This is a genomic window from Paludibacterium paludis (assembly GCF_018802605.1).
Lineage (GTDB): Bacteria > Pseudomonadota > Gammaproteobacteria > Burkholderiales > Chromobacteriaceae > Paludibacterium > Paludibacterium paludis.
This window is the reverse complement of sequence record NZ_CP069161.1, coordinates 2452792-2478386: the sequence shown is the minus strand read 5'-3', so window position 1 is coordinate 2478386 and position 25595 is coordinate 2452792. Positions and strand designations below refer to the sequence as shown.

The 25595-nt window shown below is 62.5% G+C and carries 20 protein-coding genes; 8 read left to right on the top strand and 12 right to left on the bottom strand.

What is annotated here, in order from left to right:
• Positions 1–31 precede the first annotated feature (31 nt).
• A complete protein-coding gene (locus JNO50_RS11230; RefSeq protein WP_189534752.1) occupies positions 32–370 on the bottom strand; it encodes a P-II family nitrogen regulator in 339 nt (112 codons plus the stop codon).
• Between the two features lie 138 nt (positions 371–508).
• Between JNO50_RS11230 and purL the strand changes: the two genes are divergently transcribed.
• Both purL and folD read left to right on the top strand, forming a co-directional pair.
• Complete coding sequence (gene purL, locus JNO50_RS11225; RefSeq protein ID WP_189534754.1) at positions 509–4462, top strand: phosphoribosylformylglycinamidine synthase; 3954 nt, start codon at positions 509–511, stop codon at positions 4460–4462.
• Positions 4463–4535: 73 nt separating this feature from the next.
• Positions 4536–5378, top strand: a complete 843-nt coding sequence (folD, locus tag JNO50_RS11220) for a bifunctional methylenetetrahydrofolate dehydrogenase/methenyltetrahydrofolate cyclohydrolase FolD (RefSeq protein WP_189534756.1) — start codon at positions 4536–4538, stop codon at positions 5376–5378.
• Between the two features lie 454 nt (positions 5379–5832).
• On the opposite strand, the gene JNO50_RS11215 is transcribed toward folD, so the two are convergent.
• The gene (locus JNO50_RS11215; RefSeq protein WP_189534758.1) at positions 5833–6447 is read right to left on the bottom strand and encodes a short chain dehydrogenase; all 615 of its coding nucleotides are present in this window, start codon (positions 6445–6447) and stop codon (positions 5833–5835) included.
• 362 nt (positions 6448–6809) lie between these two features.
• On the opposite strand from JNO50_RS11215, the gene JNO50_RS11210 reads away from it, so the two are divergent.
• Entirely contained in the window at positions 6810–7064 is a 255-nt protein-coding gene (locus tag JNO50_RS11210) for a hypothetical protein (protein ID WP_189534760.1), read from the top strand.
• Between the two features lie 391 nt (positions 7065–7455).
• Here the strand turns inward: JNO50_RS11210 and JNO50_RS11205 are convergent, their stop codons facing one another.
• A complete protein-coding gene (locus JNO50_RS11205) occupies positions 7456–7881 on the bottom strand; it encodes a cytidine deaminase (RefSeq protein ID WP_189534762.1) in 426 nt (141 codons plus the stop codon).
• A 61-nt stretch (positions 7882–7942) separates the two neighbouring features.
• Positions 7943–8839 carry a LysR family transcriptional regulator ArgP gene (locus tag JNO50_RS11200; protein WP_189534763.1) on the bottom strand — a complete coding sequence of 299 codons (897 nt, stop codon included), beginning with the start codon at positions 8837–8839 and terminating at the stop codon, positions 7943–7945.
• Between the two features lie 191 nt (positions 8840–9030).
• Here JNO50_RS11200 and JNO50_RS11195 point away from each other — a divergent pair, with 191 nt between their 5' ends.
• Entirely contained in the window at positions 9031–11427 is a 2397-nt protein-coding gene (locus JNO50_RS11195; protein ID WP_215796352.1) for an EAL domain-containing protein, read from the top strand.
• A 76-nt stretch (positions 11428–11503) separates the two neighbouring features.
• Positions 11504–12127 carry a LysE/ArgO family amino acid transporter gene (locus JNO50_RS11190; protein WP_189534768.1) on the top strand — a complete coding sequence of 208 codons (624 nt, stop codon included), beginning with the start codon at positions 11504–11506 and terminating at the stop codon, positions 12125–12127.
• On the opposite strand, the gene prmB is transcribed toward JNO50_RS11190, so the two are convergent.
• The 4 genes from prmB to JNO50_RS11170 form a co-directional block, all read right to left on the bottom strand.
• Positions 12128–13033 (bottom strand): 50S ribosomal protein L3 N(5)-glutamine methyltransferase, encoded by a 906-nt coding sequence (prmB, locus tag JNO50_RS11185; RefSeq protein ID WP_189534770.1) that lies wholly within the window; start codon positions 13031–13033, stop codon positions 12128–12130.
• A gap of 66 nt (positions 13034–13099) precedes the next feature.
• Positions 13100–14473 carry a phosphomannomutase/phosphoglucomutase gene (locus tag JNO50_RS11180; RefSeq protein ID WP_189534772.1) on the bottom strand — a complete coding sequence of 458 codons (1374 nt, stop codon included), beginning with the start codon at positions 14471–14473 and terminating at the stop codon, positions 13100–13102.
• Between the two features lie 61 nt (positions 14474–14534).
• The gene (gene trpD, locus JNO50_RS11175) at positions 14535–15563 is read right to left on the bottom strand and encodes an anthranilate phosphoribosyltransferase (RefSeq protein WP_189534774.1); all 1029 of its coding nucleotides are present in this window, start codon (positions 15561–15563) and stop codon (positions 14535–14537) included.
• Complete coding sequence (locus JNO50_RS11170) at positions 15560–16129, bottom strand: aminodeoxychorismate/anthranilate synthase component II (protein ID WP_189534775.1); 570 nt, start codon at positions 16127–16129, stop codon at positions 15560–15562. Before JNO50_RS11170 ends, trpD begins: the two co-directional genes overlap by 4 nt.
• Positions 16130–16803: 674 nt before the next feature.
• On the opposite strand from JNO50_RS11170, the gene JNO50_RS11165 reads away from it, so the two are divergent.
• Positions 16804–17658, top strand: a complete 855-nt coding sequence (locus JNO50_RS11165; protein WP_189534777.1) for a polysaccharide lyase family 20 protein — start codon at positions 16804–16806, stop codon at positions 17656–17658.
• A 162-nt stretch (positions 17659–17820) separates the two neighbouring features.
• On the opposite strand, the gene JNO50_RS11160 is transcribed toward JNO50_RS11165, so the two are convergent.
• The 3 genes from JNO50_RS11160 to JNO50_RS11150 form a co-directional block, all read right to left on the bottom strand.
• Positions 17821–18090 (bottom strand): hypothetical protein, encoded by a 270-nt coding sequence (locus tag JNO50_RS11160; RefSeq protein WP_189534779.1) that lies wholly within the window; start codon positions 18088–18090, stop codon positions 17821–17823.
• 329 nt (positions 18091–18419) lie between these two features.
• Positions 18420–19208 (bottom strand): TrbL/VirB6 family protein, encoded by a 789-nt coding sequence (locus JNO50_RS11155; RefSeq protein ID WP_189534781.1) that lies wholly within the window; start codon positions 19206–19208, stop codon positions 18420–18422.
• A gap of 71 nt (positions 19209–19279) precedes the next feature.
• Positions 19280–20686, bottom strand: a complete 1407-nt coding sequence (locus JNO50_RS11150) for an MFS transporter (protein WP_215796351.1) — start codon at positions 20684–20686, stop codon at positions 19280–19282.
• Between the two features lie 120 nt (positions 20687–20806).
• Here JNO50_RS11150 and JNO50_RS11145 point away from each other — a divergent pair, with 120 nt between their 5' ends.
• On the top strand, positions 20807–21727 hold the full coding sequence (locus tag JNO50_RS11145) for a LysR family transcriptional regulator (protein ID WP_189534785.1): 921 nt from the start codon (positions 20807–20809) through the stop codon (positions 21725–21727).
• A 10-nt stretch (positions 21728–21737) separates the two neighbouring features.
• Here the strand turns inward: JNO50_RS11145 and JNO50_RS11140 are convergent, their stop codons facing one another.
• Positions 21738–23177 (bottom strand): tetratricopeptide repeat protein, encoded by a 1440-nt coding sequence (locus JNO50_RS11140; RefSeq protein WP_189534787.1) that lies wholly within the window; start codon positions 23175–23177, stop codon positions 21738–21740.
• A 259-nt stretch (positions 23178–23436) separates the two neighbouring features.
• On the opposite strand from JNO50_RS11140, the gene JNO50_RS11135 reads away from it, so the two are divergent.
• Positions 23437–25119, top strand: coding sequence for a long-chain-fatty-acid--CoA ligase (locus JNO50_RS11135; RefSeq protein WP_189534789.1), 1683 nt, complete (start codon positions 23437–23439; stop codon positions 25117–25119).
• Positions 25120–25595: the final 476 nt, after the last annotated feature.

Sequence of the window (25595 nt, the reverse complement as noted above, 5' to 3'; positions counted from 1 at the left end):
CTTCGCGGGCTGTCCGTTTTTTTGGGGGGGCTCAGACCGCGTCTTCGTTGGTCTCCCCGGTGCGGATGCGCACCACCTGCTCGACCGGCGTCACGAAAATCTTCCCGTCGCCGATCTTGCCGGTGCGGGCGGTGTTGACGATGGCTTCGATGGCGCGGTCGGTCAGCGAGTCGTCCAGCACCACCTCCACCTTGACCTTGGGCAGGAAATCCACCACGTATTCGGCGCCGCGGTAAAGCTCCGTGTGGCCTTTTTGCCTGCCGAATCCTTTGACCTCGGTCACCGTCAATCCGTTGATGCCGATGTCGGACAACGCTTCGCGAACTTCATCGAGTTTGAAGGGCTTGATGATCGCTTCAATTTTCTTCATGTCAAGGTACTCCCGGTATTTTTCAGGAAATTCGCTGAAAATTTGATTTAATCGGACAGGCATGATGCCGTCGGCCTTAAATTCGGTGCCGTTTTGCTGTATTATTACGCGCTTCCTGATACTTGTCGCGGGTGCTGAATGTCTCACATTCTCAAGCTCAGGGGCGGCACCGCCCTGTCCCAGTTCCGTCTGGATAAACTTCTCGCGTCGCTGCGCGAATCGGGATTGCCCGATCTGGCCGTGACGGCGGAATTCTGGCACTTCGCCGAGGTTAAGACGCAGCCTGGCGAGCGCGAGCTGGAGGTGTTGTCGGCGCTGCTCGCCTACGGCGATGCGGCCCCGGACGCGCCCGAAGGCGCTGAGCTCTTTCTTGTGACCCCGCGCCTGGGCACCCTGTCGCCCTGGGCCTCCAAGGCCACCGACATCGCCCGGCACTGCGGTCTTGACGGCTTGTTGCGCATCGAGCGCGGCACGGCCTATCATGTCGCCGCCGCGCGGTCCCTGACCGATGCCGAGCGCGGCACCCTGATCGCCCAATTGCACGACCGCATGACCGAAACGGTCATGGGCTCCCTCGACGATGCCGAACGCCTGTTTTCTCACGTGCCCCCGCAACCGATGCGCCAGGTGGACGTGCTCGCTGGCGGACGCGATGCGCTGGCCGACGCCAATGCCGACCTGGGACTCGCCCTGTCTGACGACGAAATCGACTATCTGGTCGATAGTTTCGTGCGCCTTGGCCGCAACCCGAGCGATGTCGAGTTGATGATGTTCGCTCAGGCCAATTCCGAGCATTGTCGCCACAAGATTTTCAATGCCGAATTCATCATCGATGGCGTGAAACAGGAAAAGTCGCTGTTCCGCATGATCCGCGACACGCACGAGGCCCATCCGGAAGGCACGCTTGTCGCCTACAGCGACAACGCCTCGGTGATCGAGGGCGCGGAGGCGGGCCGTTTCTATCCCGACGCGAACAATGTCTACGCCTATCATCAGGAGCCGACGCATATCCTGATGAAAGTCGAAACCCATAATCATCCGACGGCGATCTCTCCGTTCCCGGGCGCCTCGACCGGTTCCGGCGGCGAGATCCGCGACGAAGGCGCCACCGGTCGCGGGTCGCGGCCCAAGGCCGGGCTGACGGGCTTTACCGTCTCCAATCTCAACATCCCGGGCTTCACCCAGCCCTGGGAGCGCTATGTCGACGGCAAGAGCGCCTACGGCCGGCCCGAGCGCATCGCGTCGGCGCTGGACATCATGATTCAGGGGCCGATCGGCGGCGCCGCCTTCAACAATGAATTCGGCCGGCCGAACCTGACCGGCTATTTCCGCACCTTTGAGCAGCTGTTCGACGGCGAGGTGCGTGGTTATCACAAGCCGATCATGCTGGCCGGCGGCCTGGGCAATATCCAGGGGCGCCAGATCCGCAAGAATGTCATTCCCGAAGGCGCCCTGCTGATCCAGTTGGGCGGCCCGGGTTTCCTGATCGGGTTGGGCGGAGGCGCGGCATCCAGCATGGACACCGGCGCCAACAGCGAAGATCTCGACTTCGACTCGGTGCAACGTGGCAACCCCGAGATCCAGCGGCGTTGTCAGGAAGTGATCGACCGCTGCTGGCAGCGCGGCGAGCGCAATCCAATCGTTTCGATCCATGACGTTGGCGCTGGCGGCCTGTCCAACGCGTTCCCGGAACTGGTGAACGACGCCGGTCGCGGCGCGCGTTTCGACCTGCGCGCGGTGCGCATCGAGGAATCGGGCATGACCCCGATGCAGATCTGGTCCAACGAGTCGCAGGAGCGCTATGTGCTGGCCATCCTGGAACAGGATCTCGACACGTTCCGCGCCATCTGCGAACGCGAGCGCTGCCCGTTCTACGTGGTGGGCGTGGCGACCGACGACGGCCGGCTCGAAGTGCGCGACGATCTGTTCGGCAACCGTCCGGTCGACATGCCGCTTGACGTGCTGCTCGGCAAACCGCCGCGCATGACGCGAGACGTGTCACGCGAGGAGAGCGAGTTCCGCGTCTTCGACGCCTCGCTGTTCCCGCTGCGCGAAACGGCTTACCGTGTATTGCGCCACCCGACCGTGGCGGACAAGTCCTTCCTGATCACCATCGGCGACCGCAGCGTGGGCGGCATGACCGCGCGCGACCAGATGGTCGGCCGCTGGCAAGTGCCCGTGGCGGACGTGGCGGTGACCACGCTCGGCTTTTACAGCCATCGCGGCGAAGCCATGGCGATGGGCGAACGCCCCGGGTCCGCGCTGTTCAACGCCGGCGCGTCGGCGCGCATGGCGGTGGCCGAGGCGCTGACCAATATCGCGGCAAGCCACATCGGACCGATTTCCCGGGTCAAGCTGTCCGCCAACTGGATGGCCGCCGCCGGGCACCCCGGCGAGGATGCGAAACTCTACGAGGCGGTGGAGGCGGTTTCCTCGATCTGCCAGGAGATGGGTCTGAGCGTGCCGGTGGGCAAGGACTCCCTCTCGATGAAAACCGTCTGGGACGACGCGGACGGCAAGAAGAGCGTGACCGCGCCGCTGTCGCTCGTGGTTTCCGCCTTCGCGCCGGTCGAGGACGTGCGCAAGACGGTGACGCCGGTGTTGCGCCCCGATCGCGACACCGACCTGATCCTGATCGACCTGGGCTACGGACGCTGCCGTCTGGGCGGCTCGATTTACGGCCAGGTCTGGAACTGGATGCGCGGCCGCTCGCCCGATGTCGAGGACCCTTCCCAGCTCGTGGCGTTCTTCGAGACCGTGCAGTCGCTGGTCGCCGACGATATTGTCATCGCCTACCACGACCGCTCCGATGGCGGCCTCTTTGTCACCCTGAGCGAAATGATGTTCGCCGGTCGCACCGGCATGACCATCGATCTGCAAGAGTTGGTGATCGAGCGTCAGAACACCCAGCGCTATATCGACGACTTCGTACAGCCCACCCAGGATGCCGCTGTGCATGGCCGCCTGATGCGCGTGCTGTTCAACGAGGAGCCGGGCGCGGTGCTGCAGGTGAAGAAGGCGCATACCTCGGAAGTGATCTCGCGCTTCATGCGCGCAGGGATCGGCCGCGAACTGTTCGTGATCGGCAAGGTCAACACCCGCGACCGCCTGATCGTCAAGCATCGTGGCGAAGAGCTCTTCAACGAAACGCGCACCGACCTGTTCAAGGCCTGGTCGGAAACGTCGCATCACCTGCAGCGTCTGCGCGACAATCCGGTCTGCGCCGACAGCGAGCACATCCTGCGCACCGATAGCAAGGCCCGTGGCCTGTTCGCCGAACTGACCTTCGATGTGCACGCCAATCCGGCCGCGCCGTTCATCGCCAGCGGCAAGCGTCCGCGGATCGCCATCCTGCGCGAGCAGGGGGTCAATGGTCATCTGGAAATGGCCGCCGCCTTCGATCGCGCCGGTTTCGAAGCGGTCGATGTGCACATGAGCGACATCATCGGCGGCCGCCTGTCGCTGGCCGATTTCCGTGGACTCGCCGCCTGCGGCGGCTTCAGCTACGGCGATGTGCTGGGGGCCGGTGGTGGTTGGGCGCAGAGCATTCTGTTCAATCCGCGCGCGCGCGAGGATTTCGAACGTTTCTTCGCCCGTTCCGATACTTTCGCGCTGGGGGTGTGCAACGGTTGCCAGATGATGTCGCGCATCGCGGAAATCATTCCCGGCGCCGAGCACTGGCCGCGTTTCCATCGCAATGCTTCCGAGCAGTTCGAGGCCCGTTTCTCGATGGTGGAAGTGACCGAGTCGCCGTCGATTTTTCTGACGGACATGGTCGGCAGCCGTCTGCCGGTGGTGGTCAGCCACGGGGAAGGGCGTGCGGTATTCGCGCCGGGCGCCCGCGAGTCGGCGCGCGTCGCGCTGCGCTATATCGACTTCGACAGCCGTCCGACGGAAACCTATCCGCTCAATCCCAACGGCTCGCCCCAGGGTATCACCGGCGTGACCACCGGGGACGGGCGCTTCACCATCATGATGCCGCACCCGGAGCGCGTGTTCCGCACCGTGCAGAACAGTTGGCACCCGGAAGACTGGGGTGAGAACGGCGCCTGGTTCCGCATGTTCGCCAGCGCCAGGAAATGGGTTGGTTAAGCCCGATGCACAAAAATCCCCCGAGCCGCACCCGGGGGATTTTTCTTGATATGAAGTCTTTGAAAGGAAAGAGATGTCAGTGACCGTTCTCGATGGCAAGGCGCTTTCGCGCCAGATCGAAGCCGAACTCGCCGTGCGGGTCGCCGCCGTCAAGCAGCGCTCGAATGGCGTGTCCCCGATTCTGGCGACCATCCTGGTCGGCGACGATCCGGCCTCCGCCACCTACGTCAAGATGAAAGGCGACGCTTGCCGCCGTGTCGGCATGGAGTCGCTCAAGGTCGTGCTGCCCGCCTCGACCACGACGGAAGCGCTGCTTGCCGAAATCGACCGGCTGAACGCCAATCCGGACGTGCATGGCATCCTGCTCCAGCATCCGGTGCCGGCGCAAATCGACGAGCGCCGCTGTTTTGACCGCATCGCCCTGGAAAAGGATGTGGACGGCGTCACCGTGCTCGGTTTCGGCCGCATGGCGATGGGCGAGAGGGCGTATGGCTCGGCGACGCCGGCCGGCATCATGCGTCTGCTCAAACATTACGGTATCGAACTGGCCGGCCGTCACGCCGTGGTGGTCGGTCGCAGTCCCATCCTCGGCAAGCCGGTGGCGATGATGCTGCTCAACGCCAACGCCACCGTCACGATTTGCCATTCCCGCACCCAGGATCTCGAATCCTATGTGCGGACGGCCGATATCGTGGTCGGCGCGGTGGGCAAGCCGCAGTTCATCAAGGGCGCATGGATCAAGGACGGCGCGGTGGTGGTCGATGCGGGTTATCATCCGGGCGGCGTGGGCGACATCGAGTTGTCGGCCGTCGCCGAGCGCTGCTCGGCCTACACGCCGGTGCCCGGCGGTGTCGGCCCGATGACCATCGCGACGCTCATCGAGCAGACGGTGGAAGCCGCCGAGCGCAGCTTGTAAGCCGAAAGACGTTTCCTCGGGCGGCCGTCAGTGCCGCTCCCGGGCACCGCCGACCGGCCGTGCCCGGCATCGCCTCATTCCTCGCGCCAGGGCGACTGTCTCCGATCGCATGAGTGCCTCTGGTGTCCGGGCCGCGGTGTCCTGCGGCCAGTTCGTCAAAAACCTCGACGCCGGGCGGTCCGTCAGGAAGGGCGCGCCATCTTTCCAAATACCGGCGCATTTGCGGATCCTCGTCGATGATTTCGTTGAAGCGCGAAGGGTTGGCGCCGTTCCGCAGCCGGCGCACGTGTCTATCGCCCGGCGCCTCGTAAAAGGGAATGGCATCGGAAAGAAACGCCAGTGGCGTTTCGAATTGGCCGTCGGCGAGAGGGGACGCAAGTGCAGACTGCGTTTGGACATGGCGGGTCCTGTGGCGAAGACGGCCTGATTCTAGCATCATCCCGCGTTCGCCGATCTAGTGCGGCCGGGGTGTCTTCGCGGCGATGGCGATCGTTCCGGCCTCGCCTTGTTCGATCTGACGCAAATAAATCTTGGCGGCTTCGCTTGCCGGCAGACCGTCCGCCGGATCCATGCCCAGCGCCTCGAGCGTTTCGCTCAGCCAGCCTGGCGAAACGGCATTGATTCTGACGTGATTTCCAATCTCCAGCGCCGCGGCCCGCACAAAGGCTTCCAGCGCCGCATTGACCGACGCGATGATGGTGCTGCCGGTCATTGGCTGGTGCGCCAGCGTGCCGGTGGTCAGGGTGATGGCGCCGCCCGGGCGGATGCTGGCTGCGCCGAAGCGAACCAGATTGATCTGTCCCATCAGCTTGTTGGCCAGGGCATGTGCCCAGTCCTCGTCACGCACGCTGTCCCAAGGGGCGAAACGGGCTTTGCCCGCCGTGCAGATGATGGCGTCGACCTTGCCCGCGCGGGCAAGAAGCGAGCGTAGCGAATCGGTGGACGTGATGTCCACCCTGAGAGGCGCCTGGCTGTAGGCGGCTTGCAATACCCTGACGCGGGTTTGCGCGGCTTGCACGACATGAGAGCCGATCAGGCCTGTCGCTCCGACGACAAGTACGGTTTTCATGGGATCTCCTGACTGGACTCGTGAACATTTCGGGCGTCGCTCCATTTCGTGTTAGTCGATTTCAGGCGCGGGGGGACTGGCGAATCGGGCAGGTTGGAGATGGGGGGTGATGAAATGATGACGCTCCACCCGCGAAAAGGAACTTTTTGCGGGTGGAGGCGGTCAGGTAAGACATGAGTGATCGTGATGTCTCCCACCCGGTGTTGTATTTCTGTCTATGCAAGGTAGGTTCCTATGAAAGATACCTTGCACTACAAGGTATCTTTCATTATGCTGACGGCAGATGAAATGCAAGCACGCTCGAAATCAGATTCGTGTTATGCAAGGTACAGTGCAATACTCACCAGCAAGAGGAACGCATCATGAAGACGATTGATCTGCTGGCCGTCGCCGCCGGCACCGTGATTTCCGCCGGTTTCTTTGCCGTACTGACCGTGTCGGTTGGTCACGCCTTGCAGCCGAATGCCCGGCTGCTGGCCGATGCGGTCAGCTGCGGCCAGGCGCCGAACGCCCCCGGCAAGGCGCTGATCTGTGGCAACGCGGGACAGCCCGTGGAGGTTGGAAGCGTCGAACTGATTGCCGCGCACGCGGGCAGCGTGGCCGAGCGCAACAGCTGAGCATGAAAGGATATAGGGGATCGGGCGCCGTGCTGGAAGCGTGGCTTGGCGCCGGGTTCTTTATGCAGTGCGTTGGGAAGGGAGGGCGGCCACGTGCTCCCGATCAACGGGTTTTTCTGAAGTTCCTGTAGTCTATTCTCTCTATTTGCTGCACGCCGGGATGATCCACCCCGGCGTTTTTTTTGCCTCTCAACCACGCTTGCGGCGACGCGGCGGCGAGTTCCACGCTCATCGGCGCGCAGGTTTCCGGTTCGGAATGGGGTGAGCCAGCACAACGTACCGTGGATGCTGCCGCTGGCCGTTATCAAGACCAGGTCAATAGCGGCCAGCGGCAGGGCGGGGCGAGACGAAACGTTGTGAAAACGCGGCGGACTCCGCCACGTCCTGTCGCTTATCCGTTGCCCGCTGTGTCGAGGTTGCGAGGCCCGAACGCCCCCGGCAGCAGTGTGTCCAGAGTGGTGTCGACGCGCTGCTCGGTACGGCAGATGGTGCGCACCCGCATGGTTGGACCGAATTCGTTGAGCACTTGCCGACAGGCGCCGCAGGGCGGGGTGGGTTCGTCGGTCGGGGTGTAGACGCACACCGCGAGGATGTCGGAGGTATCGCCGCTGGCGCGCGAGGTGAATACGGCGGTCCGTTCGGCGCAGTTGGTCAGGCCGAAGGAGGCGTTCTCCACATTGCATCCGGTGAACACCCGGCCGTCGGCGGTGAGAATCGCCGCGCCGACGGCAAAGCGGCTGTATGGCACATAGGCGCGGGCGGCGGCGGCACGCGCCTCGCGCTCGAGATGCGCCCAGTCGATAACACGTTCGCTCATGATATCTCCATGCGAGGTGGGGGCAGCGATATTCCTCCCGGGCGTGCCGCCTGTCAAGGGTTCACGGTTGCCGAAGATGCGCGAGCGCAAACTCGACGAGTGTTTCCTCTATTTCGCTGATCAGATTCGATTCGATGCGCCAGTGGTGCCAGTACATCGGCATGTCCATCCAGAGCCCCGGGCACAGATCGACAAGCCGGCCCGTGTCCAGATCGTCGGCCAGCATCAGTTCTGGCTGCAGGCTGTAGGCCAGTCCCTCCCGGGTGTAGTCGAGAAAGCCTTCCGGAGTGGGCAGGGCGAAGGCCGGGAAGTGCCCGGTGAATCCCAGCGTGCCGGACAGGAACTGATGATGCATGTCATCCTTTTTACGGTCATAGAGGATGGCCGGAGCGGCCGACAGCGCCTCGGGCGTCATGCCGCTGGAAAAAAACCTGTCGCGGAACGCCGGCGTGGCCAGGCACAGATAGCGGACGTGGCCGAGCAGCCGGCATTCGCTGCCCTGAACGGCCTGGGCGCGGGTGCTGACGCAGCCCGCGACATGACCGTTGCGCATCAGTTCGTGGGTGTAGTCCTGATCGTCCATCAAAAGGTCGAGCACCACTGGGTGGCGCTTCAGGAACGGTTTGACGGCCTGCAGGAACCAGCCTGCGAGGCTGTCGGCGTTGACGCCGATGGCGAGCATGGTGAAAGCCGAGTCGGTGCGGGTGACCTGCAGGGTGTCGAGCAGATCCTTTTCCATCAAGGACAGCTGGTGGAAATGCCGCAAAAGCCGTCGCCCCGCGACGGTGGTGTCGATCGGCGAGGTGCGCGTGACCACGGGCTGGCCAAGCCGCTCTTCCAGCAGCTTGATGCGCTGGGAGACCGCCGACTGGGTGAGAAACAGGCGCTGCGCCGCCTTTTCAAAGCCGCCGCATTCGACGACGGCCTGCAATGCCTCGAGCAATTTGGGATCCAGCATGGTCTAATAGATTACGTTATTTATGTTTAATCCGGATGGAAAAGGTAATACTAATCTGCTAGGCTTCGAAGAATGTGTCCGCACAAGGCGGGCCGCGTCATGAGCGCTACATAACAACGATTTCCCCGGGTTGCAGAACAAGCCAGGCCGACTGGCAACAACAATCACTACACACTACGGGCCAAGCAGGCATGTTAATGGGAAACACGAGTCTTGTCGGCAAACTCTGCCGGTTCATTGGTCTTGGGGAAGACCACCTGAACCTGATCGCCGAGTTCAGTGCGGGCTTGCTTGCACGCCGGGATGTCCTGGCCAAGCAATTTTACTGGTATTTGCTGACGAATGAAGAAACATCCAAATTGATCGTCTCGCTCGGCGAAGCTGGCCTGGCGCGCCTGATGACCAGTCAGACCGAATATATCGAAGCCATGTTGACATGTCCGGTCGACGCGGCCCATGCCGAAAAAGTGGTGGCGCTGGGGCGAATGCACCATCGCCTCGGCGTCAGCCCCGTCTGGTTGTGCGGGGCGTACGAACGCTATCTCGGGCATCTGCTTGCCCAGTCCCAGGTTCTGGCCGCCAATGACGAACAGCGGCTGAAACTGGACGAGGCGCTGCGCAAGCGCGTTCTTCTCGATATCCTGCTGCAGTTGCACGGCCATACCGAGGCGGCCGATGCCAAAACCCGTGAGCACCACCATTCGATGTTCGCGACGGCGCGGCTGTACGCGACGCTCAGCAAGGTCAGCCTCGCGCTGATCCACGCGACCGGGCGCGATGAACTGTTCCGATCCATTTGCCGGATCTGTGTCGAGGAGGGCGGCTTCAGTCATGCCTGGATAGGCAGGCTCGACGGCGGCACGCTGAGCCAGGAAGCTGTTTGCAGCCACCGCGACCATGCTTTGCCGGCAAACCTCGTGCTGCAGATCGATACCGACGATGCCAACGGGCCGTCGGCTCGCGCCGTGCGCACCCAGCGACCGCAGGTTATCAACGACATCGCCAATGACGCGTCCATGGGAAAATGGACCTCCGTGCTGATGGAGGCCGGGGTGCGCAGCCTGCTCGTTTCGCCACTCATCCTGTGCGGCGAAACGGTGGGGACGCTGGTGCTCTATTCGGTGAACAGCTGGTTTTTCGATCAGGACACGGTGGGCCTCGTGCAGACCATGACCAGCGAGATCGGCTATGCGCTGGAACGTCAGGATGCGCTGGAGCGCAGCCGGCGCGCCGAGTCGGAGCTGGCCTACCTGATCCAGCACGACAAATTGACGGGCTTGCCCAACCGCCAGCGCATGACCGAGAAACTCGCGCAATTGATCGCCGGCGCGCGGCCTTCCGGACGCGTCGCCAGCATAGCGGTGGCGATCGACGGATTTCACGATATCAATGCCCGTCTGGGGCATGAGTGCGGCGATATCATCCTGCGCGAGGTGGCGCTGAGGCTCAGCCAGATCGTGCTGCCCTCGGGCAGTGTGGGCCGGGTAGGAGCGGCGCGTTTTGTGATTATTTCCGACCGTTTCGACATGCTCGACGGGCTGGTCGGCGCGGTGATGGCGTCCTTCGAGGACGCGGTCGACTGGCAAACGGAAAAGGTCTACGCCGTGCCGAGCGTCGGCATCGTCGTCGAAGCCGCCGATACGGCCGACCCCGGCGTTATGATGCGCCGGGCGGATCTGGCGCTGACGCGTGCGCGGGAGGCGGGCGGTGGCCAGGTGCGCTACTACGACGCGGCGATGGACGAGGAAATCCATCGGCTGCACCGGATTCGCGCCGAATTCGCCGAGGCCTTGCGCGGCGACGGCCTGGAACTGTTCTACCAGCCCAAAATCAATCTCAAGAACCACCGGGTGTGTGGTGTCGAGGCGCTGGTGCGCTGGCGCCGCGACGGCGGATACCTCGCTCCGGGGGCGTTTTTTCCGGCGATCGACCATACCGATCTGATGAGGGAGCTAGACTGGTGGGTGATGGAGGAGGCCTTGCGTCACTCCACCGGTTGGCTCGGCCAGGGGCGGAGCATTCCCATCAGCGTCAACCTGTCGGCGATGACCCTGCAGCACAGCGATTTTTTATCGCGCGTGCAGGCGCTGATCATGCGTTACCCGATTCCCGACGGTCATCTCGAGCTGGAGGTGCTGGAAACCATTTCGCAGAAGGAAGCCGAAGCCATCGTGCACAAACTGGCGGCCTGCCGCGAAATCGGAGTATCGATCGCACTCGACGATTTCGGCACCGGCGCGTCGTCGCTGGTGCATCTGCAGCAGTTGCCGTTCGACACCATCAAGATCGACCAGCGTTTTGTGCGCATGCTGCTCGAAGCGCCGGGCAATGAAGCGATCATCCGCAGTATGATTTCCTTCGCCCACTATACCGGTCGCCAACTGGTGGTCGAAGGCGTGGAGAGCCAGCCGATCTGGGATCGTCTGCTCGAGCTTGGATGCTCGTCGGGGCAGGGTTACGCGATTTCGCCGCCAGTGAACTCCGGCAAGCTGATGGAATGGATCGGCGAGCTTGAACTCGCGTCGCCGGATCCGGATTTTGTTGTGGAAGCGTCGGGGTTTACCCCGCTTGGTGATCAGTTCTGCTGATGAGCGATTAAAAGGATGCATTTGGCAAACCTCGCTCACTCCCTTAGTCTTGGATCGGAATAACCAGGGAGTGACGATGTTTGATGCAAGTGTGATGTTTTCAGCGTTTGGTCTGGCATTCGCCCAGATCGTCGGTATCGGTCCTCAGAATGCCTATGTGCTGCGTCAGGGTATCGCGCGCAGCCATGTCGGCTTGATCGTGCTGGTCTGCATTGTCTGCGACATAGTTCTGATGAGTTGCGGAGTATTCGGCATGGGGGGCGTCATCGCCGGCGTGCCGGGGCTGGTCCGGGTTCTGGCCTGGGGCGGGGCGGGCTTCATCTTCTGGCTGGGGTTCAAGGCGTTTCGCGCGGCGTTCGCCCGGCAGCATGGCGCGTTGTCGCTCGACGGCAATGTCGAGCGCGAGCGCCGGGCCGTGTGCCGGACCCTGCTGATGGTAACGTTGCTCAATCCCTACGCGCTGCTCGATACCATCGTACTGATCGGCGGTGTTTCCTCTGCCTACGGCAAGCACAACCAGGTGTCCTTCCTGATCGGCAGCACGCTGGCGTCCGCCTGCTGGTTTGTCGCGCTTGGCGCCTTCGCCGCGAAGCTCGCGCCCTGGTTCGCCAGACCCGCCAGCTGGCGGGTCCTCGATGGCGCCATCGGTGTGGTGATGTTCTTCACCGGCGGCATGCTGCTGGTCAATTTCGGCCTGTGATCACGGCTCTCCGGCGGTGACGAGATCTTCCCGGGTCAGCAGGAAGACGAAACCGTCCCCTCCGGAGGTTTCCAGCCAGACGAAAGGCAGTTCGGGGAAGGCCGCTTCCAGCGCCTCGCGGTTGTGGCCGATCTCCACCAGCAGCACGCCACGTTCGTTGAGGAATTCCGGCGCGCGGCGCAGGATTTCCCGTGTCGCGTCCAGTCCGTCCCGTCCCGAGCCCAGTGCGAGCTCCGGTTCGTGCAGGTATTCGGCGGGCAGTTCGTCCACCGATTCCTCGTCCACATAGGGCGGATTGGAAACGATCAGGTCGTAGGTTTCTTCGATACCCTGGAACAGGTCGGTGTGCAGCAGCTGGATCCGCTCTTCCAGACCGTAGTTTTCGACATTGATCGCGGCGACTTCCAGCGCGTCCAGCGAAATATCGACGGCGTCGATCTCGGCGTCCGGGTAATGGTGGGCCATCTGGATGGCGAGGCAGCCCGAGCCGGTGCACAGGTCGAGCGCGCGATGGACCAGTTCCGGGTGCTCGATCCAGGGTTCGAGCGGCGCGCCAAGGAGCTCGTAAATGAAGGAGCGCGGCACGAGCACGCGTTCGTCGACATAAAAGCTGAACTCTCCCTGCCAGGCCTCGTGGGTGAGGTAGGCGACCGGGATGCGCTGTTCGGCGCGCTTTTCGATCATCTCCACCACATCGCGGATTTCGTCGGGCAGCAGTGTCGCGTCCAGGAACGGCTCCAGTGTGTCCAGCGGGAGATTCAGGGTGGCGAGAATCAGGTAGGCGGCTTCGTCGTAGGCGTTGGTCGTGCCGTGACCGTAAACCAGCTCGCAGGCCGTGAAGCGCGACACGGCGAAACGCAGCAGGTCGCGAACCGTGGAAAACGTGACGGCGGCTTGTGCGTACATGGGGGTCCTTTCAAAACAACGGGACACGGCAAGGCCGTGTCCCCGGGTAAAACGGGTTGGCAAGACTCAGAAGGGGAGCTTGGCGGAGGTGACCGAGGACAGTACGCGGCGGAAGTCGGCCTTGATCCGCTCCAGCGCGGTTTCGTTGTCGGCTTCGAAGCGCAGCACAATGACCGGCGTGGTGTTGGAGGCGCGGGCAAGACCGAAACCGTCCGGGTATTCGACGCGCAGGCCGTCGATGGTGACGACTTCGTCGGCGCCCTCGAAACGGGCCTCTTTTTGCAGCGTCTCGATCAGGCGGTGGTTTTCCCCTTCGGCGGTGGCGAGGTTCAGTTCCGGCGTGCTGACCGCGTTGGGCAGCGCGTTGAGCAGCGCGCTCGGGTCATCGACCCGCGACAGCACCTCGAGCAGGCGCGCGCCGGCATAAATGCCGTCGTCGAAGCCGTACCAGCGTTCCTTGAAGAACACGTGGCCGCTCATCTCGCCGGCCAGCAGCGCGCCGGTTTCCTTGATGCTCGCTTTCATGAAGCTGTGGCCGGTGCGGCCCATCACCGGGACGCCGCCGTTTTCGGTGATCCACGGCTTGAGCAGGCGGGTCGATTTCACGTCGTAAATGATTTTCGCGCCGGGATTGCGTTCGAGCACGTCGGCGGCGAACAGCATCAGTTGCCGGTCCGGCCAGATGATGTTGCCTTCCTTGGTGACCACGCCCAGCCGGTCGCCGTCGCCGTCGAACGCGAGGCCGATCTCGGCGTCGGTCTTGGCCAGCGCTTCAATGACATCCTGAAGGTTTTCCGGGCGGGCCGGGTCCGGGTGATGGTTCGGGAAGGTTCCATCCACGTCGCAGAACAGTTCTCGCACGCGGCAGCCGAGGCGGCGGAACAGGGTGGGGGCGAACGCGCCGGGAACGCCGTTGCCGCAATCGACCACGATGTTCATCGGGCGGGCCAGCTTGATGTCCCCGGTGATGCGGTCAAGATAGGCATCCGCGATGTCGTGGGTCGACAATTGGCCTTCGCCTTCCGCGAGATCCTTTTCCACGATGCGGCGATAAAGGTCCTGAATGTCCGGGCCGGCGAGCGTATCGCCGCCGAGCAGCATCTTGAAACCGTTGTAGTCGGGAGGATTGTGGCTGCCGGTCACCATCACGCCCGACAGGTGGCCCAGTTCGTAAGCGGCGTAGTACAGCATCGGCGTGGCCACGCGGCCCACGTCGATCACATTGATGCCCGAGGCCATGAGGCCCGCGCTCAGCGCGTCTGACAGCTCGGGGCCGGACAAGCGGCCGTCGCGGCCGACCACGACAGTGCTGATCTTGCGCGAGCGCGCCTCGGTGCCGATGGCCTGGCCGATAAGGCGGGCGGTGTCGACGGTCAGGGTTTTGCCGACAATGCCACGGATATCGTAGGCCTTGAAAATCTCTTTGGACGGTTTGCTCATGGTGAGGTCGTACTTTAGATAGGGGGGACGCGGCAGGAGTGGCCGTCGGTCCCGTGGTTGGTCACGACGTGAACGATTGGGTCAATTGTACCAGTTCATCCAGCTTTTTGCGGGCCTTCCCGTCATGAATGGCTGCCCGGGCCCGGTCGACACCGTCTTCCAGTGAATCGGCGATGCCCGCCGTGTAAATGGCGGCGGCGGCATTGAGGGCGACAATGTCGGCGGCCGGCCCGGGTTTGCCGTCAAGAACCGACAGCAGGATGTCGCGGGATGCTTCGGCGGTGTCGGCCCGGATGTCCCGCGTCTCCGCTTCGGCCATGCCGAATTGCGACGGTTTGAGGGTGTATTCCCGGATCCAGCCGTCCTTGAGTTCGGCCACCATGGTCGGCCCGGACAGGGTGATCTCGTCAAGCCCGTCCATGCCATGCACCACCAGGACGTGCCGGCTGCCCAGTTCCTTGAGAACGCGCGACTGGATCCCCACCAGGTCCGGATGGAACACGCCCATCACCTGCGCGCCGGCGTCGGCCGGATTGGTCAGGGGGCCGAGGATGTTGAACACGGTGCGCACCCCCAGTTCCTTGCGGATCGGTGCGACATGGCGCATCGCGCTGTGATGGTTGGGGGCGAACATGAAACCGATGCCCAGCGTGTCGATGCAGTGGCCGACAGCCGACGCGTCGATGTTCAGGTTGACGCCGAGTTTTTCCAGTACGTCCGCGCTGCCGGAGCTTGACGACACGGACCGGCCGCCATGCTTGGCGACACGGGCGCCGGCGGCGGCGGCCACGAACGCCGCGGTCGTGGAAATGTTGAACGTATGGGATTTGTCGCCGCCGGTGCCGCAGGTGTCGACCAGGTGCCGGCGGTCGGCGACCGGGACGGGGGTGGCGAATTCGCGCATCACCGTGGCGGCGGCGGCGATTTCCAGTACGCTTTCGGTTTTGACCCTGAGTCCGATCAGAATGGCCGAGGTCAGGGCGGGCGACACTTCGCCGCGCATGATCTGGCGCATCAGGTCCAGCATTTCGTCGTAAAAGAGTTCGTTCTTGTCGATCAACCGGTTGAGGGCTGCCTGTGGCGTGATCATGCGTGTTCCTCAAGGAAATTTTTCAGCATGGCATGGCCATGCTCGGTCAGAATGGATTCGGGATGGAATTGCACGCCTTCGATGGGCAGCGTCTTGTGCCGCACCCCCATGATTTCGCCATCGTCGGTCCAGGCCGTGATGGCGAGGCAATCGGGCAAGGTCTCGTGTTCGATGACCAGCGAGTGGTAGCGTGTGCAGGATATCGGGGAGGGCAGGTCGCGGAAAACTCCCTCGCCGGTGTGGCGCACGTCGGAAACCTTGCCGTGCATCAGCGTGCGGGCACGCACGATCTTGCCGCCGAACGCCTGGCCGATGCTCTGGTGGCCCAGGCAGACGCCAAGGATGGGCAGGCGGCCGGCAAAAGCCTTTATGGCCGCCACCGACACGCCGGCTTCATCGGGCGTGCAAGGGCCGGGTGATATCACCAGATAGCGGGGCCACAATGCTTCGATCTCTTCCACGGTGATTTCGTCATTGCGAAATACACGTACTTCCTGCCCGAGTTCACCGAAGTACTGGACAAGGTTATACGTAAAGGAGTCGTAGTTGTCGATCATCAGAAGCATTTTGTCAACCTGTTGATTTGTAATGCAATTTCAGTGTTTTTTGGCGTGTATCGACCGCTTTCACTTTCGCCGGGTTGCCGGGCGGTCCGCGAGTCCATGCCTCACTATACTGGAATGATTTGCGCTTGACAGCCGATATGCATAAACGCAACGGCATGCGGGACGTTGCCGCCCGGGACTCTGTTCAACGGTGGCAAGCATGACATGGCGAACCTTCTGCCGCTGTGGCCATGGATCTCATGACCTCGGCGAGCGGGTGCGAAGGTGGCTTGAGATGCAATGAGGGATCGAATGAGCTGAATCCATCGTAAAGGGCCCCGATGACGGCTCATGACTCATACCGGTGAGTTTCGTACCCGAATCGCGCCAAAATCATGGCCGCATAGTGGGTGCGGCCGTGCCGTGAACCTTCATGAATGTGACGTTGTTTGCACTGCATGATGAGCAGGACGACGCGCTCCAGCATCGACGGACTACCATAATGACGGTGTTCAGGCATGTGCATAATGCCACTGGAGTCAGTGTCTCCATTTGCATATCATCGGTTCGGCCATCGTTTCTTCAACCGGACGACGCGATCGGTTCCCTGTCGGTGGCATAACCACTTTCCCTCTATCAAATGGTGCGAGCGAGATGATGACTTTCTTGGTTAAAAAACAAATCGGTGAGTTTTTTTGTTCCGCGCGTTGAAATGGAAGAATGGCTTTCCGGGCTATCTGCGCCACGTGTTCCTGTCCTGCCTTTTTGTCTGCAGCGGCGTGGCCGCGGCGGCCGTCTCCGGTGATGTAAAGAATACAGCGGATTGGGAGGGGCGCAAAAGCGATGGGGTGGTTCATCCGTCGTCGGCGTCGCGTCCTGTTTCCTATCCCTTCAAGGAGGATTTTCGTGGGGAGCTGAGCGCCTGGAAAATTGTCCTGGACGATCAGTATGACCACCCGGCGGGGCAGAATCCTCGTGCTCGTGTCGTCGATGCTCCAGGGGGGGCTGGCCAGAAAGCCATGCGCTTTGAGCTGACCGGACGCCCCGGGGAGTTCCGCTCTGAAATTTCGTTGCCGGCGGAAGAGGATTTTCAGGATCGTTGGTACCGCGCGAGTGTTTTCGTGGAAAAGGTGCCGACAAATCCGTCCGGTCAGATTGTCATGCAGTGGCATGCCCAAATGGGAAAGTCGCGGGTCGATCGCGATTTCCCTAATCTGGCTTTATGGGTAAGCGGCAATCGCTGGACCCTGAAACTGGCCTATGGAACTCCGGACAATATTCAGCGCGGCACGGTGGATCTGGGGGAGGCCCAGCCTGGCCAGTGGACCGAATGGCAGTTCCACGTCCGCTGGTCGCCGACTGCCGACGGATCTGTTAGCGTGTGGCGCAACGGAGTTCACCTCCATGAGCAGGCGACACCCACCTGTTACAGCGGATTGATCGAACGTACCCCTTACTTTAAAACCGGGATTTATCGCCCTTTGCGTAAGCGCGGTGACAATAGCGAGCCGCCAACGGTTGTTTATGTAAAAGACATCGAGATTCATTAGACCGACGCTCCCGTCCGGGGCGAGCGCGGCGCGCGGAACCGGAATGCCCGGGCCGTGCGCCCGTTGTCGCGAGAAACCGGGGCAGGATCAATCAGGGGGGGCTTTCCCTAACCGCCCCGTTGCACGGCAATGGCCGCATCGGTTGCTCGTTGATGCAGGCTGCTAGCGGGAGGCCGCCACTCCGCCACCCACGATCCCGGATGCACCCAGCAGATAGCCGAAATCGTACCATCCACCCGTGTTGTAAATCGCGTAAATGGCGGTGCCGCCATCAAACAAAGAAATGACGAACGAGAATGGCAATATGGCTCCGTGCCATAGTCCATGCAGGAATCCGACGGGTTCCCGGCTCGCGGCCTCGGTAAACGACACATGATCGGCGCAACCTGCCAATACGAGCAAAACCGGCACCAGCAACAGGACATTACGCATGATTGTTTCTCCTTCGATGAGTTTGCCGAATGAGGTTTGAAAGGGAGGGTCCGTTCCGTCAAGCCGGGCTGCCTGGCATGGCCGAAGTTTTTCGGACTGCCATGAACGTTCTTCTGCCAACATAGGGTAGCGCGGTTCGAGGTTATCGGCACGTCGTGCCGCCGGCTTTCTCGTGTGTCGGCGCCCGCCTCATTTCCCCTTCGTTGTTTGGACCGTCAGCGGCCGGGGATGTTGCACCGGATGTCCCAAGGCGGGTATATCCGGCGTGATCCGCACGAAATCACGCCCCGGTCCGGGAGGACGGGGGCGTGAAGGCGAGACTCGCAGGATCAGAGTGGGGAGGAGTAGCGTCGGTCCATGTTCGCGGTCGCCGCCGGGAAAGCCGGCTTGCGTTCCATGGTGATCCGGTCGGCCAGGTTGTGCAGTCCTTGCGAGAGAGCCTTGGTGAATTTCTCATCGGCGCGTCGGACGGTCCGCATCACAGCGGCCTTGCCCTTGCGAATCTTGCCCGGATAGCTGGCGAAGTGTTTCTTTACCTTCTGCATGTCCAGTTCGGAGAGTTGGCGATAGGTGCGTTTCGCCGCGCCAACGGCTTTGCCGCCAATCGTTACAACGCCGGAGACTCCCGCGACCGCGCCGTAGGCTATGCCAAGGCCCGCTGTGGCGACACCCAGACCGGCGACTTTTGCTCCGGTTTCCATGCCGTGGGCGATTCCCTTACCGGCATGAGCGATGCCCGCACCCGCTTTTTTCATGCCGTTGAATGCAGCGGAGCCGGCGGTTTTTGCCCCATGGTAAACGGTACCGGGCACTCCCCTGGCACTGTTGAGCGCGGCCTTCAGCTTGGCGCCGAGCTGGCCGGGAGTTTTCTGGGTGACGGTGATGTCGCCGTTCTGTTGGCGGGTGATGGTCACGGAGAGATTGCTGGCGCTCCTCAACTGGGAGGCGATGAGATTGGCGAGAGTATCTGTCTGGTTCTGAACATCTGACGCTGCCAGCGTGATGGTGCTGCGTGTGATGGAGGAAAGGCTCATGATCTGTGTGTCCTGTAGTGGCGTTCGTTGACGCAACCTTAATACGGTGTGGTGCATGGCCGCTTTCAAAAAACGGGTGTTCAACCGTTTTGCGTCCTGCGTCGCCTGGGGCGCGACGAATGACGGGGGCGACGCGGCGCAGGGCGTGTGCGGAGTCAGCGGTTTTTTCCCGCTATCAGCACGGCAATGAGCATCAGCAAGGAGGCCACCGCAAACGTGACGTGCATGCCCGTTGCCACGGATGCCCGTGGCGCCTCCAGTACGCCGGCCGGTCCGGATGCTATCGCGAACACTCTCCCCAGCACCGACGCGCCCGTGACAAGCCCCAGGTTTCTCGACAGGTTGATCAGGCCGGATATCGCGCCTCTGCCATCCGGCGGGGCGTCCGCCATGATCCGGGCCGTGTTGGCCGCCTGGAACAGCGCGTATCCCGACGTGGCAATCACCACGGGGACAATATAGCCGCCTATCCCGAGTCCGGATGGCAGCGCAGCAAGGGCGATGACGCCCCCGAGCAACCCGGAGAGCCCGCCGATCGTCATGCCGCGCGCGCCGAAGCGATCCACCGCATGGCCCGCCGGCGCACCGCACAGCGCCGCGACCACCGGCCCGACCGACATGACCATGCCTATCGAAGCCGTGCCGAGGTTCAGCGCGCGGGACAGATAGAATGGTCCCACCACGAGCGTCGCCATCATGACGGCGGACACCAGGAACGTGGTCGCGAGGCCGGCGCGAAGCGCCGGGTCCCGTAACAGGATGGGCGGGATCAAGGGCGCTCCGGCCCGTCGCTCGATGCGGAAAAAGAGGCCGGCGACGGCGATCGAGGCAAAGAGCAGAAGGGCCTGGATCGCGCCGAATTCCCCGCGTCCCGTTGTCAATGCCAGTGCGCAGGTTGTCAGCGAAACGGTGAGCGTCAGCGTTCCGGCGGAGTCGAAACGTGCCGGAACGACCGGGGGCGCGGGAGTGTCGGGTGGCAGATTGCGATACGTGAGCCATAGCGCCGCGATGCCTATCGGCACATTGACGAGGAACATGGCCCGCCAGCCGAACGTGGCGATCAGCATGCCTCCCAGGGATGGGCCGAGCGCGGTGCCGACCGCCGACATCGATCCCATCCATCCTGTCGCGCGGCCAAGGCGTTCACGCGGAGCGATGCCTGCGGCAAAGGCCATGGCGAGGGGCAGTATGAATGCGGCGGCCAGTCCTTGCAGGGTCCGCGCGGCGAGCACCAGCGGAAAAAACGGAATGCAACCGAGCGAGGAGGCCGCGCAGAAAAGCGCGAGACCGGCGCACAGCATGCGCCGCCGGCCAATCTGGTCGCCCAGGCGCCCGGCCGCGACGAGCAGCGCCGTACTGGACAGCAGATAGGCCAGAACGATCCATTGCGCCTGCTGGAAAGCAATGCCGAATACGCGGGTCAGTTCGGGAAGCGCGACATTGGCGATGCTGTTGCCCAACGACGACAGCAATACGCTCAGCGACAATCCGGCCAGTGCCTGGCGGAAGGAAGGGGCATTGTCTGTGGGTGTTCGGAAAAGAGGGGATCTGGCGGATTTCAAGGTTGGCTCCCTGAACGGTGATGTCTGGAGCTTAGTCGGCATGAGGTTATGGCGTAAGGCGCATGGGTTGCAATATATTCGTGCATGTGACGTCATGTCAGGCTGTGTTATGGTTGGCGCATGACGACACCCGATCTCAACCTTCTCGTCGCGCTCGCGGCCTTGCTCGAGGAAGGCAGCGTCGCACGCGCGGCCCGGCGGCTCAAGTTGAGTCCTTCGGCGATGAGCCGGACATTGGCGCGACTGCGCCAGACGACGGGGGACCCCCTGCTGGTCAGGGCCGGTCGCGGACTTGTGCCCACTCCGCGAGCCGTGGCGCTGCGCGAGCGGGTCGTTCGGCTGGCGAGTGATGCCGAGGCGGTGCTAAGCCCGGTGCGCGATGTCGATCTTGGCAATCTGTCGCGCACTTTCACGCTGCGCACCGGTGATGGCTTCGTTGAAAACTTCGGCCCCCGGTTGATCGCGCGAGTCGGCGAGGAAGCCCCGGGGGTGCGTTTGCGTTTCGCGCTCAAGGCGGACAAGGACAGCGCGCCTTTGCGTCAGGGCGAGGTCGATCTGGATACCGGCGTGATCGGCGTGGGCGCGAGTCCGGAGTTGCGGGTCCGGGCATTGTTCAAGGACCGCTTTGTCGCCGTCGTGCGCGAGGATCATCCGCTGTGCGAGGAAGGCATGTCTCTCGAACAATTCGTTGGTGGCCGGCATGTCCTGGTGTCGCGGCGAGGTCTCGAGCGAGGGCCGGTCGACGAAGCGCTCAAGGCGCTCGGAATGACGCGGGAGGTTGTCACGATCGTGGGCGGGTTCGCCGCGGCGCTGTCGCTGGCGCGTGCCTCGGATCTGATCGCGACAGTGCCCTGTCGGCATACCTTCGCCCTGCGCGCCGGGATGCGCACTTTCGCGTTGCCGGTGCGGCTGCCGGAGATCTCGATCTGCATGTTCTGGCACCCGCGGTTTGACGCCGATCCCGCGCACAGGTGGTTCCGGCAGTGCGTGAAGGAGGTCTGCGATAACCCGCTGGCGGTGTCAGAGGAAACCCTGGTATAACCGACCGGCATCAGTCGGGGCTGTCCGCAGTGAAGTGCAGAGCCTGGCGGACCGCGCCGATGACCGGGGCCCAGTCGCCGGGACGGGGCTGACGCCAGACACGCATGCTGTCGTACCACACCGAACGGTCCCCCCGGGCCATGAAGAAGGGGGCGCTTTCCGCCCGCATCAGCACCCAGACCGGAATGCCCAGCGCGCCGGCCAGGTGCACGACCGACGTGTCGACGCTGATGACGAGATCCAGCCCCGCCATGATGGCCGCCGTATCGGCGAAATCGCCGATTTCCGGTGCCACGACCCGCCCGTGCATCGCGGCGGGAAGCTCTCCCAGTTGCAAGGACACGAATTCGGTATCCGGCATGTCAAGCAGTGGCAGGAAGGTGTCCAGCGGTATGGATTTATTCTGGCGGCCGTGATCGGCGATGCCCACCCCCCATACACCGGTTTCCCAGACGATGCCGATGCGTTTCCGGCCGGCCGGCGGCGCCCCCAGTCGCTCGCGCCAGTCCGCGACCAGCGCCGGGTCGGCGTCAAGATAGGGGGCGGGGTTTACGTCGCACGAGTCGATACCGAGAATGCCCGGCAGGGACAGCAAGGGGAGCTGCGCATCGTGCGGCGGAGGGGGGGCTTCCACGTCGACAAGTTCGATGTCCAGCTGACGCAACAGGCGGTGGCAGGAAACGGGGCAGGCGAGGATGATCTGCGCGTCCGGATGGGTACGCCTCAGTTGCGGTAGAAACCGGATCATTTGCAAGGTATCGCCGAGACCCTGCTCCGACCAGATGAGCAGTGTCTTGTCTCGAAGCGGTTCGCCTTTCCAGGGCTTGTCCCGATAGCGGCGCGTCAGGATGGCTTCCCAGCGTGATTCGTAATAAGGCCAAGCCTCCTTGTATTGCCCTTTCATCAGCAATGCCACCGACAGGTTGAAGCGGGCGCAGGCATCCTCCGGGGCCAGACTCAAGGCCGCCCGGTAAGCCATTATGGCTTCATCGAGCTGCAAGTCGCAGGTGAGGGCGTTGGCCAGGTTGTTCAGGCGCGCGGCGGACGGCCCCGCCAGTTCGATCGCCTTGAGATGGCAGTCGATCGCCTCCCGGTAGCGCAAGGCGTAGTGTGTGACCATTCCCAGATTGCTCCAGGCGTCGACATGCGCCGGTTCGCTCTCCAGCACCTCCCGCAGCAAGGCCTCGGCGAGCGGAAATTCTCCCAATTCCTTGAGCAGCGCCGCCAGATTGACTTTGACTCCCAGCGCGGCGGGATTGAGATTCAGCGCGTACAGATAATCGTCGAGAGCCTGGTCGTGCCGCCGCAGTTTCATGCGGGCATTGGCGCGGTTGCCCGCGGCCTGCCAGTCCTCCGGGTCGGTTTCCAGACACTGGCCGAACGCCTCTTCGGCGCCCTGGTAGTCGCCTTCGGCGAAAAGGAGATTGCCTCGTTCGAATGCTGTTTCCATGTTCAAGTCTTTGCCGGATGGGCCGGGGCGGGAATGCCTGTGCCACAAGCCGACAGTGTAACCCGTGCATGCGCTCGGGGAGAATTTTCCGACTATTTCCGCTCGGAGGAGCGAGGTGGGGTTGACGCATTTTCTTATTCAATTAGGATAATTCATTGCTATCAATAAATATAAAAGATCTGCCCGACATGGATCCCACAGGCGACAGGGATCTCGCGCTTTATGGGTATGTATGGAAAGAGGACAGAGGAGACAACTGATGGAGAAAATCTGGCTGCGATCCTATCCGACCGGCGTGCCGGCGGAGATCGATCCCGCTCGTTACCCTTCGCTCGTGCATCTCATGGAGGAGTCGTTCGAACGCAATCTTGGGCGGCAGGCCTATGTGTGCCTGGATACCTTCCTCAACTACGGAGAGCTTGATCATTACTCCAGGAGCCTTGCCGCCTGGTTGCAAGGACGGGGGCTGGCCAGAGGCGCCCGTGTGGCGGTGATGATGCCCAACATCCTGCCGTATCCTGTCGCCGTGGCCGGAATCCTTCGGGCGGGCTATACGGTCGTCAATGTCAATCCGCTGTACACGCCCAGGGAACTGCGCCATCAACTGGCCGACTCCGGGGCCGAAGCGATCATTGTCCTGGAGAATTTTGCCGCCACATTGCAGCAGGTTCTGGATGAGACAGAGGTCAAGCATGTGTTGGTCGCGACACTGGGCGACATGCACGGACGCATCAAAGGTGCGGTGCTGAAGTTCGCGGCGCGACAGGTGAAGCGCATGGTTCCGCCGTTTTCCCTGCCCGGCGCGGTCCTGTTCGAGAAGGCACTGAAAGATGGGGAAAGTATGCCGTTCGAAAGGATTGTGCCGGACGCCGAAGACATCGCCTTCCTGCAATACACGGGGGGGACGACGGGGGTTTCCAAGGGCGCCATCCTGACGCACCGCAATCTTGTCGCCAATGCGCTGCAAAATGACGCCTGGGCCGCTCCCGCCCTGATGAAGGACGGGGAAAACGAGCAGCTGGTCACGGTTTGCGCCCTGCCGCTGTATCATGTGATGGCCCTGACGGGATGCCTGCTGATGGGCATTCACTGGGGCGCGATGACGATTCTGGTGCCCAATCCCAGGGATATTCCGGGCTTGATCAAGGTGCTGGGCAAACATCGCTTTCACTTCTTCCCGGCGGTCAACACCCTGTTCAATGCGCTGTTGAACCACCCGGCGTTCGCACGGCTGGATTTCAGCAGCCTGCGCGTCTCGCTGGGTGGCGGCATGGCGATGCAAAAGGCCGTGAGCGAGCGGTGGCATCATGTGACGGGGTGTCCGGTGCTGGAAGGTTACGGTTTGTCGGAGACCTCGCCGGTCGCTTCGCTCAATCCCCATGATCTGACCGCGTTCAGCGGCACGATAGGTCTTCCCCTGCCATCCACCGAGATCGCCATTCTCGATGATGCCGGTCAGCCCCTGCCGGTCGGCGCAAGCGGCGAGGTGGGGATACGCGGCCCTCAGGTCATGCGCGGCTATTGGAACATGCCCGAGGAAACCGCCAAAGTCATGACCCGGGACGGGTATTTCCGGTCTGGGGATATAGGTGTCATGGATGAAAACGGTTTTGTGACGCTTGTCGACCGTAAAAAAGACATGATCCTGGTCTCGGGCTTCAATGTGTATCCCAACGAAATCGAGGGGGTCGTCGCCGCACATCCTGGCGTACTGGAGTGCGCGTGTGTCGGCGTGCCGGACGAGCACGCCGGCGAGGCGGTGAAACTTTTTGTGGTGCCGCGTGATACCTCGTTGACGGTCGAGGAGGTGATGCGCTACTGCAAGGAACAGTTCACCGGCTACAAGAAACCCAAATACATCGAGTTCCGCGAAGATTTGCCAAAGAGCAATGTCGGCAAGATCCTGCGGCGTCAACTGCGCGACGGGCCTTCGCCGGCCTGACTTGTCGGGTGTTCCCAAGCATCCGGAGTGACCGTCGCTCCGGATGCCCATGGCGGGGTTTGTTTGCCTCAAACCTTGAGGCCATGTCTTTCTCTTTTTCTCTCTTCCTCCTTCTACGGCTGTTTTATGTCTAATGGATGAAATTTTTGTTTCATCTTCGTGTGAAGCCAACTTCTATACATACCGACTACGACGACCTGGGGCGGGTGCCGCGCATCAGCCACCAGCGCGGTAAGAAAGCGGCCTGCGGATTCGACTACCGCTACAACGCGCAAGGCTATCTGGAGCGCATCGAACGGCAGGGGGCGGTGCTGTGGCAGGTTCAGGCCAATAAGGACAGGGGAGGAGCTCGTCTTCGACGCAGATGGCCATCAGATCCATTTTGTCCCAGGCAACGGATTGCGTCACTTCGCCTTCAACGTACAACCGAACTCCCTGCTCGTTGTAGCTAACCGAAATGAGCGAAGATGGTGAAT

What these genes read in the sequence shown, in the direction of transcription:
- JNO50_RS11230 (WP_189534752.1), bottom strand. Translation starts at nt 370, where the DNA reads ATGAAGAAAATTGAAGCGATCATCAAGCCCTTCAAACTCGATGAAGTT.
- purL (WP_189534754.1), top strand. Translation starts at nt 509, where the DNA reads ATGTCTCACATTCTCAAGCTCAGGGGCGGCACCGCCCTGTCCCAGTTC.
- folD (WP_189534756.1), top strand. Translation starts at nt 4,536, where the DNA reads ATGTCAGTGACCGTTCTCGATGGCAAGGCGCTTTCGCGCCAGATCGAA.
- JNO50_RS11215 (WP_189534758.1), bottom strand. Translation starts at nt 6,447, where the DNA reads ATGAAAACCGTACTTGTCGTCGGAGCGACAGGCCTGATCGGCTCTCAT.
- JNO50_RS11210 (WP_189534760.1), top strand. Translation starts at nt 6,810, where the DNA reads ATGAAGACGATTGATCTGCTGGCCGTCGCCGCCGGCACCGTGATTTCC.
- JNO50_RS11205 (WP_189534762.1), bottom strand. Translation starts at nt 7,881, where the DNA reads ATGAGCGAACGTGTTATCGACTGGGCGCATCTCGAGCGCGAGGCGCGT.
- JNO50_RS11200 (WP_189534763.1), bottom strand. Translation starts at nt 8,839, where the DNA reads ATGCTGGATCCCAAATTGCTCGAGGCATTGCAGGCCGTCGTCGAATGC.
- JNO50_RS11195 (WP_215796352.1), top strand. Translation starts at nt 9,031, where the DNA reads ATGTTAATGGGAAACACGAGTCTTGTCGGCAAACTCTGCCGGTTCATT.
- JNO50_RS11190 (WP_189534768.1), top strand. Translation starts at nt 11,504, where the DNA reads ATGTTTGATGCAAGTGTGATGTTTTCAGCGTTTGGTCTGGCATTCGCC.
- prmB (WP_189534770.1), bottom strand. Translation starts at nt 13,033, where the DNA reads ATGTACGCACAAGCCGCCGTCACGTTTTCCACGGTTCGCGACCTGCTG.
- JNO50_RS11180 (WP_189534772.1), bottom strand. Translation starts at nt 14,473, where the DNA reads ATGAGCAAACCGTCCAAAGAGATTTTCAAGGCCTACGATATCCGTGGC.
- trpD (WP_189534774.1), bottom strand. Translation starts at nt 15,563, where the DNA reads ATGATCACGCCACAGGCAGCCCTCAACCGGTTGATCGACAAGAACGAA.
- JNO50_RS11170 (WP_189534775.1), bottom strand. Translation starts at nt 16,129, where the DNA reads ATGCTTCTGATGATCGACAACTACGACTCCTTTACGTATAACCTTGTC.
- JNO50_RS11160 (WP_189534779.1), bottom strand. Translation starts at nt 18,090, where the DNA reads ATGCGTAATGTCCTGTTGCTGGTGCCGGTTTTGCTCGTATTGGCAGGT.
- JNO50_RS11145 (WP_189534785.1), top strand. Translation starts at nt 20,807, where the DNA reads ATGACGACACCCGATCTCAACCTTCTCGTCGCGCTCGCGGCCTTGCTC.
- JNO50_RS11140 (WP_189534787.1), bottom strand. Translation starts at nt 23,177, where the DNA reads ATGGAAACAGCATTCGAACGAGGCAATCTCCTTTTCGCCGAAGGCGAC.
- JNO50_RS11135 (WP_189534789.1), top strand. Translation starts at nt 23,437, where the DNA reads ATGGAGAAAATCTGGCTGCGATCCTATCCGACCGGCGTGCCGGCGGAG.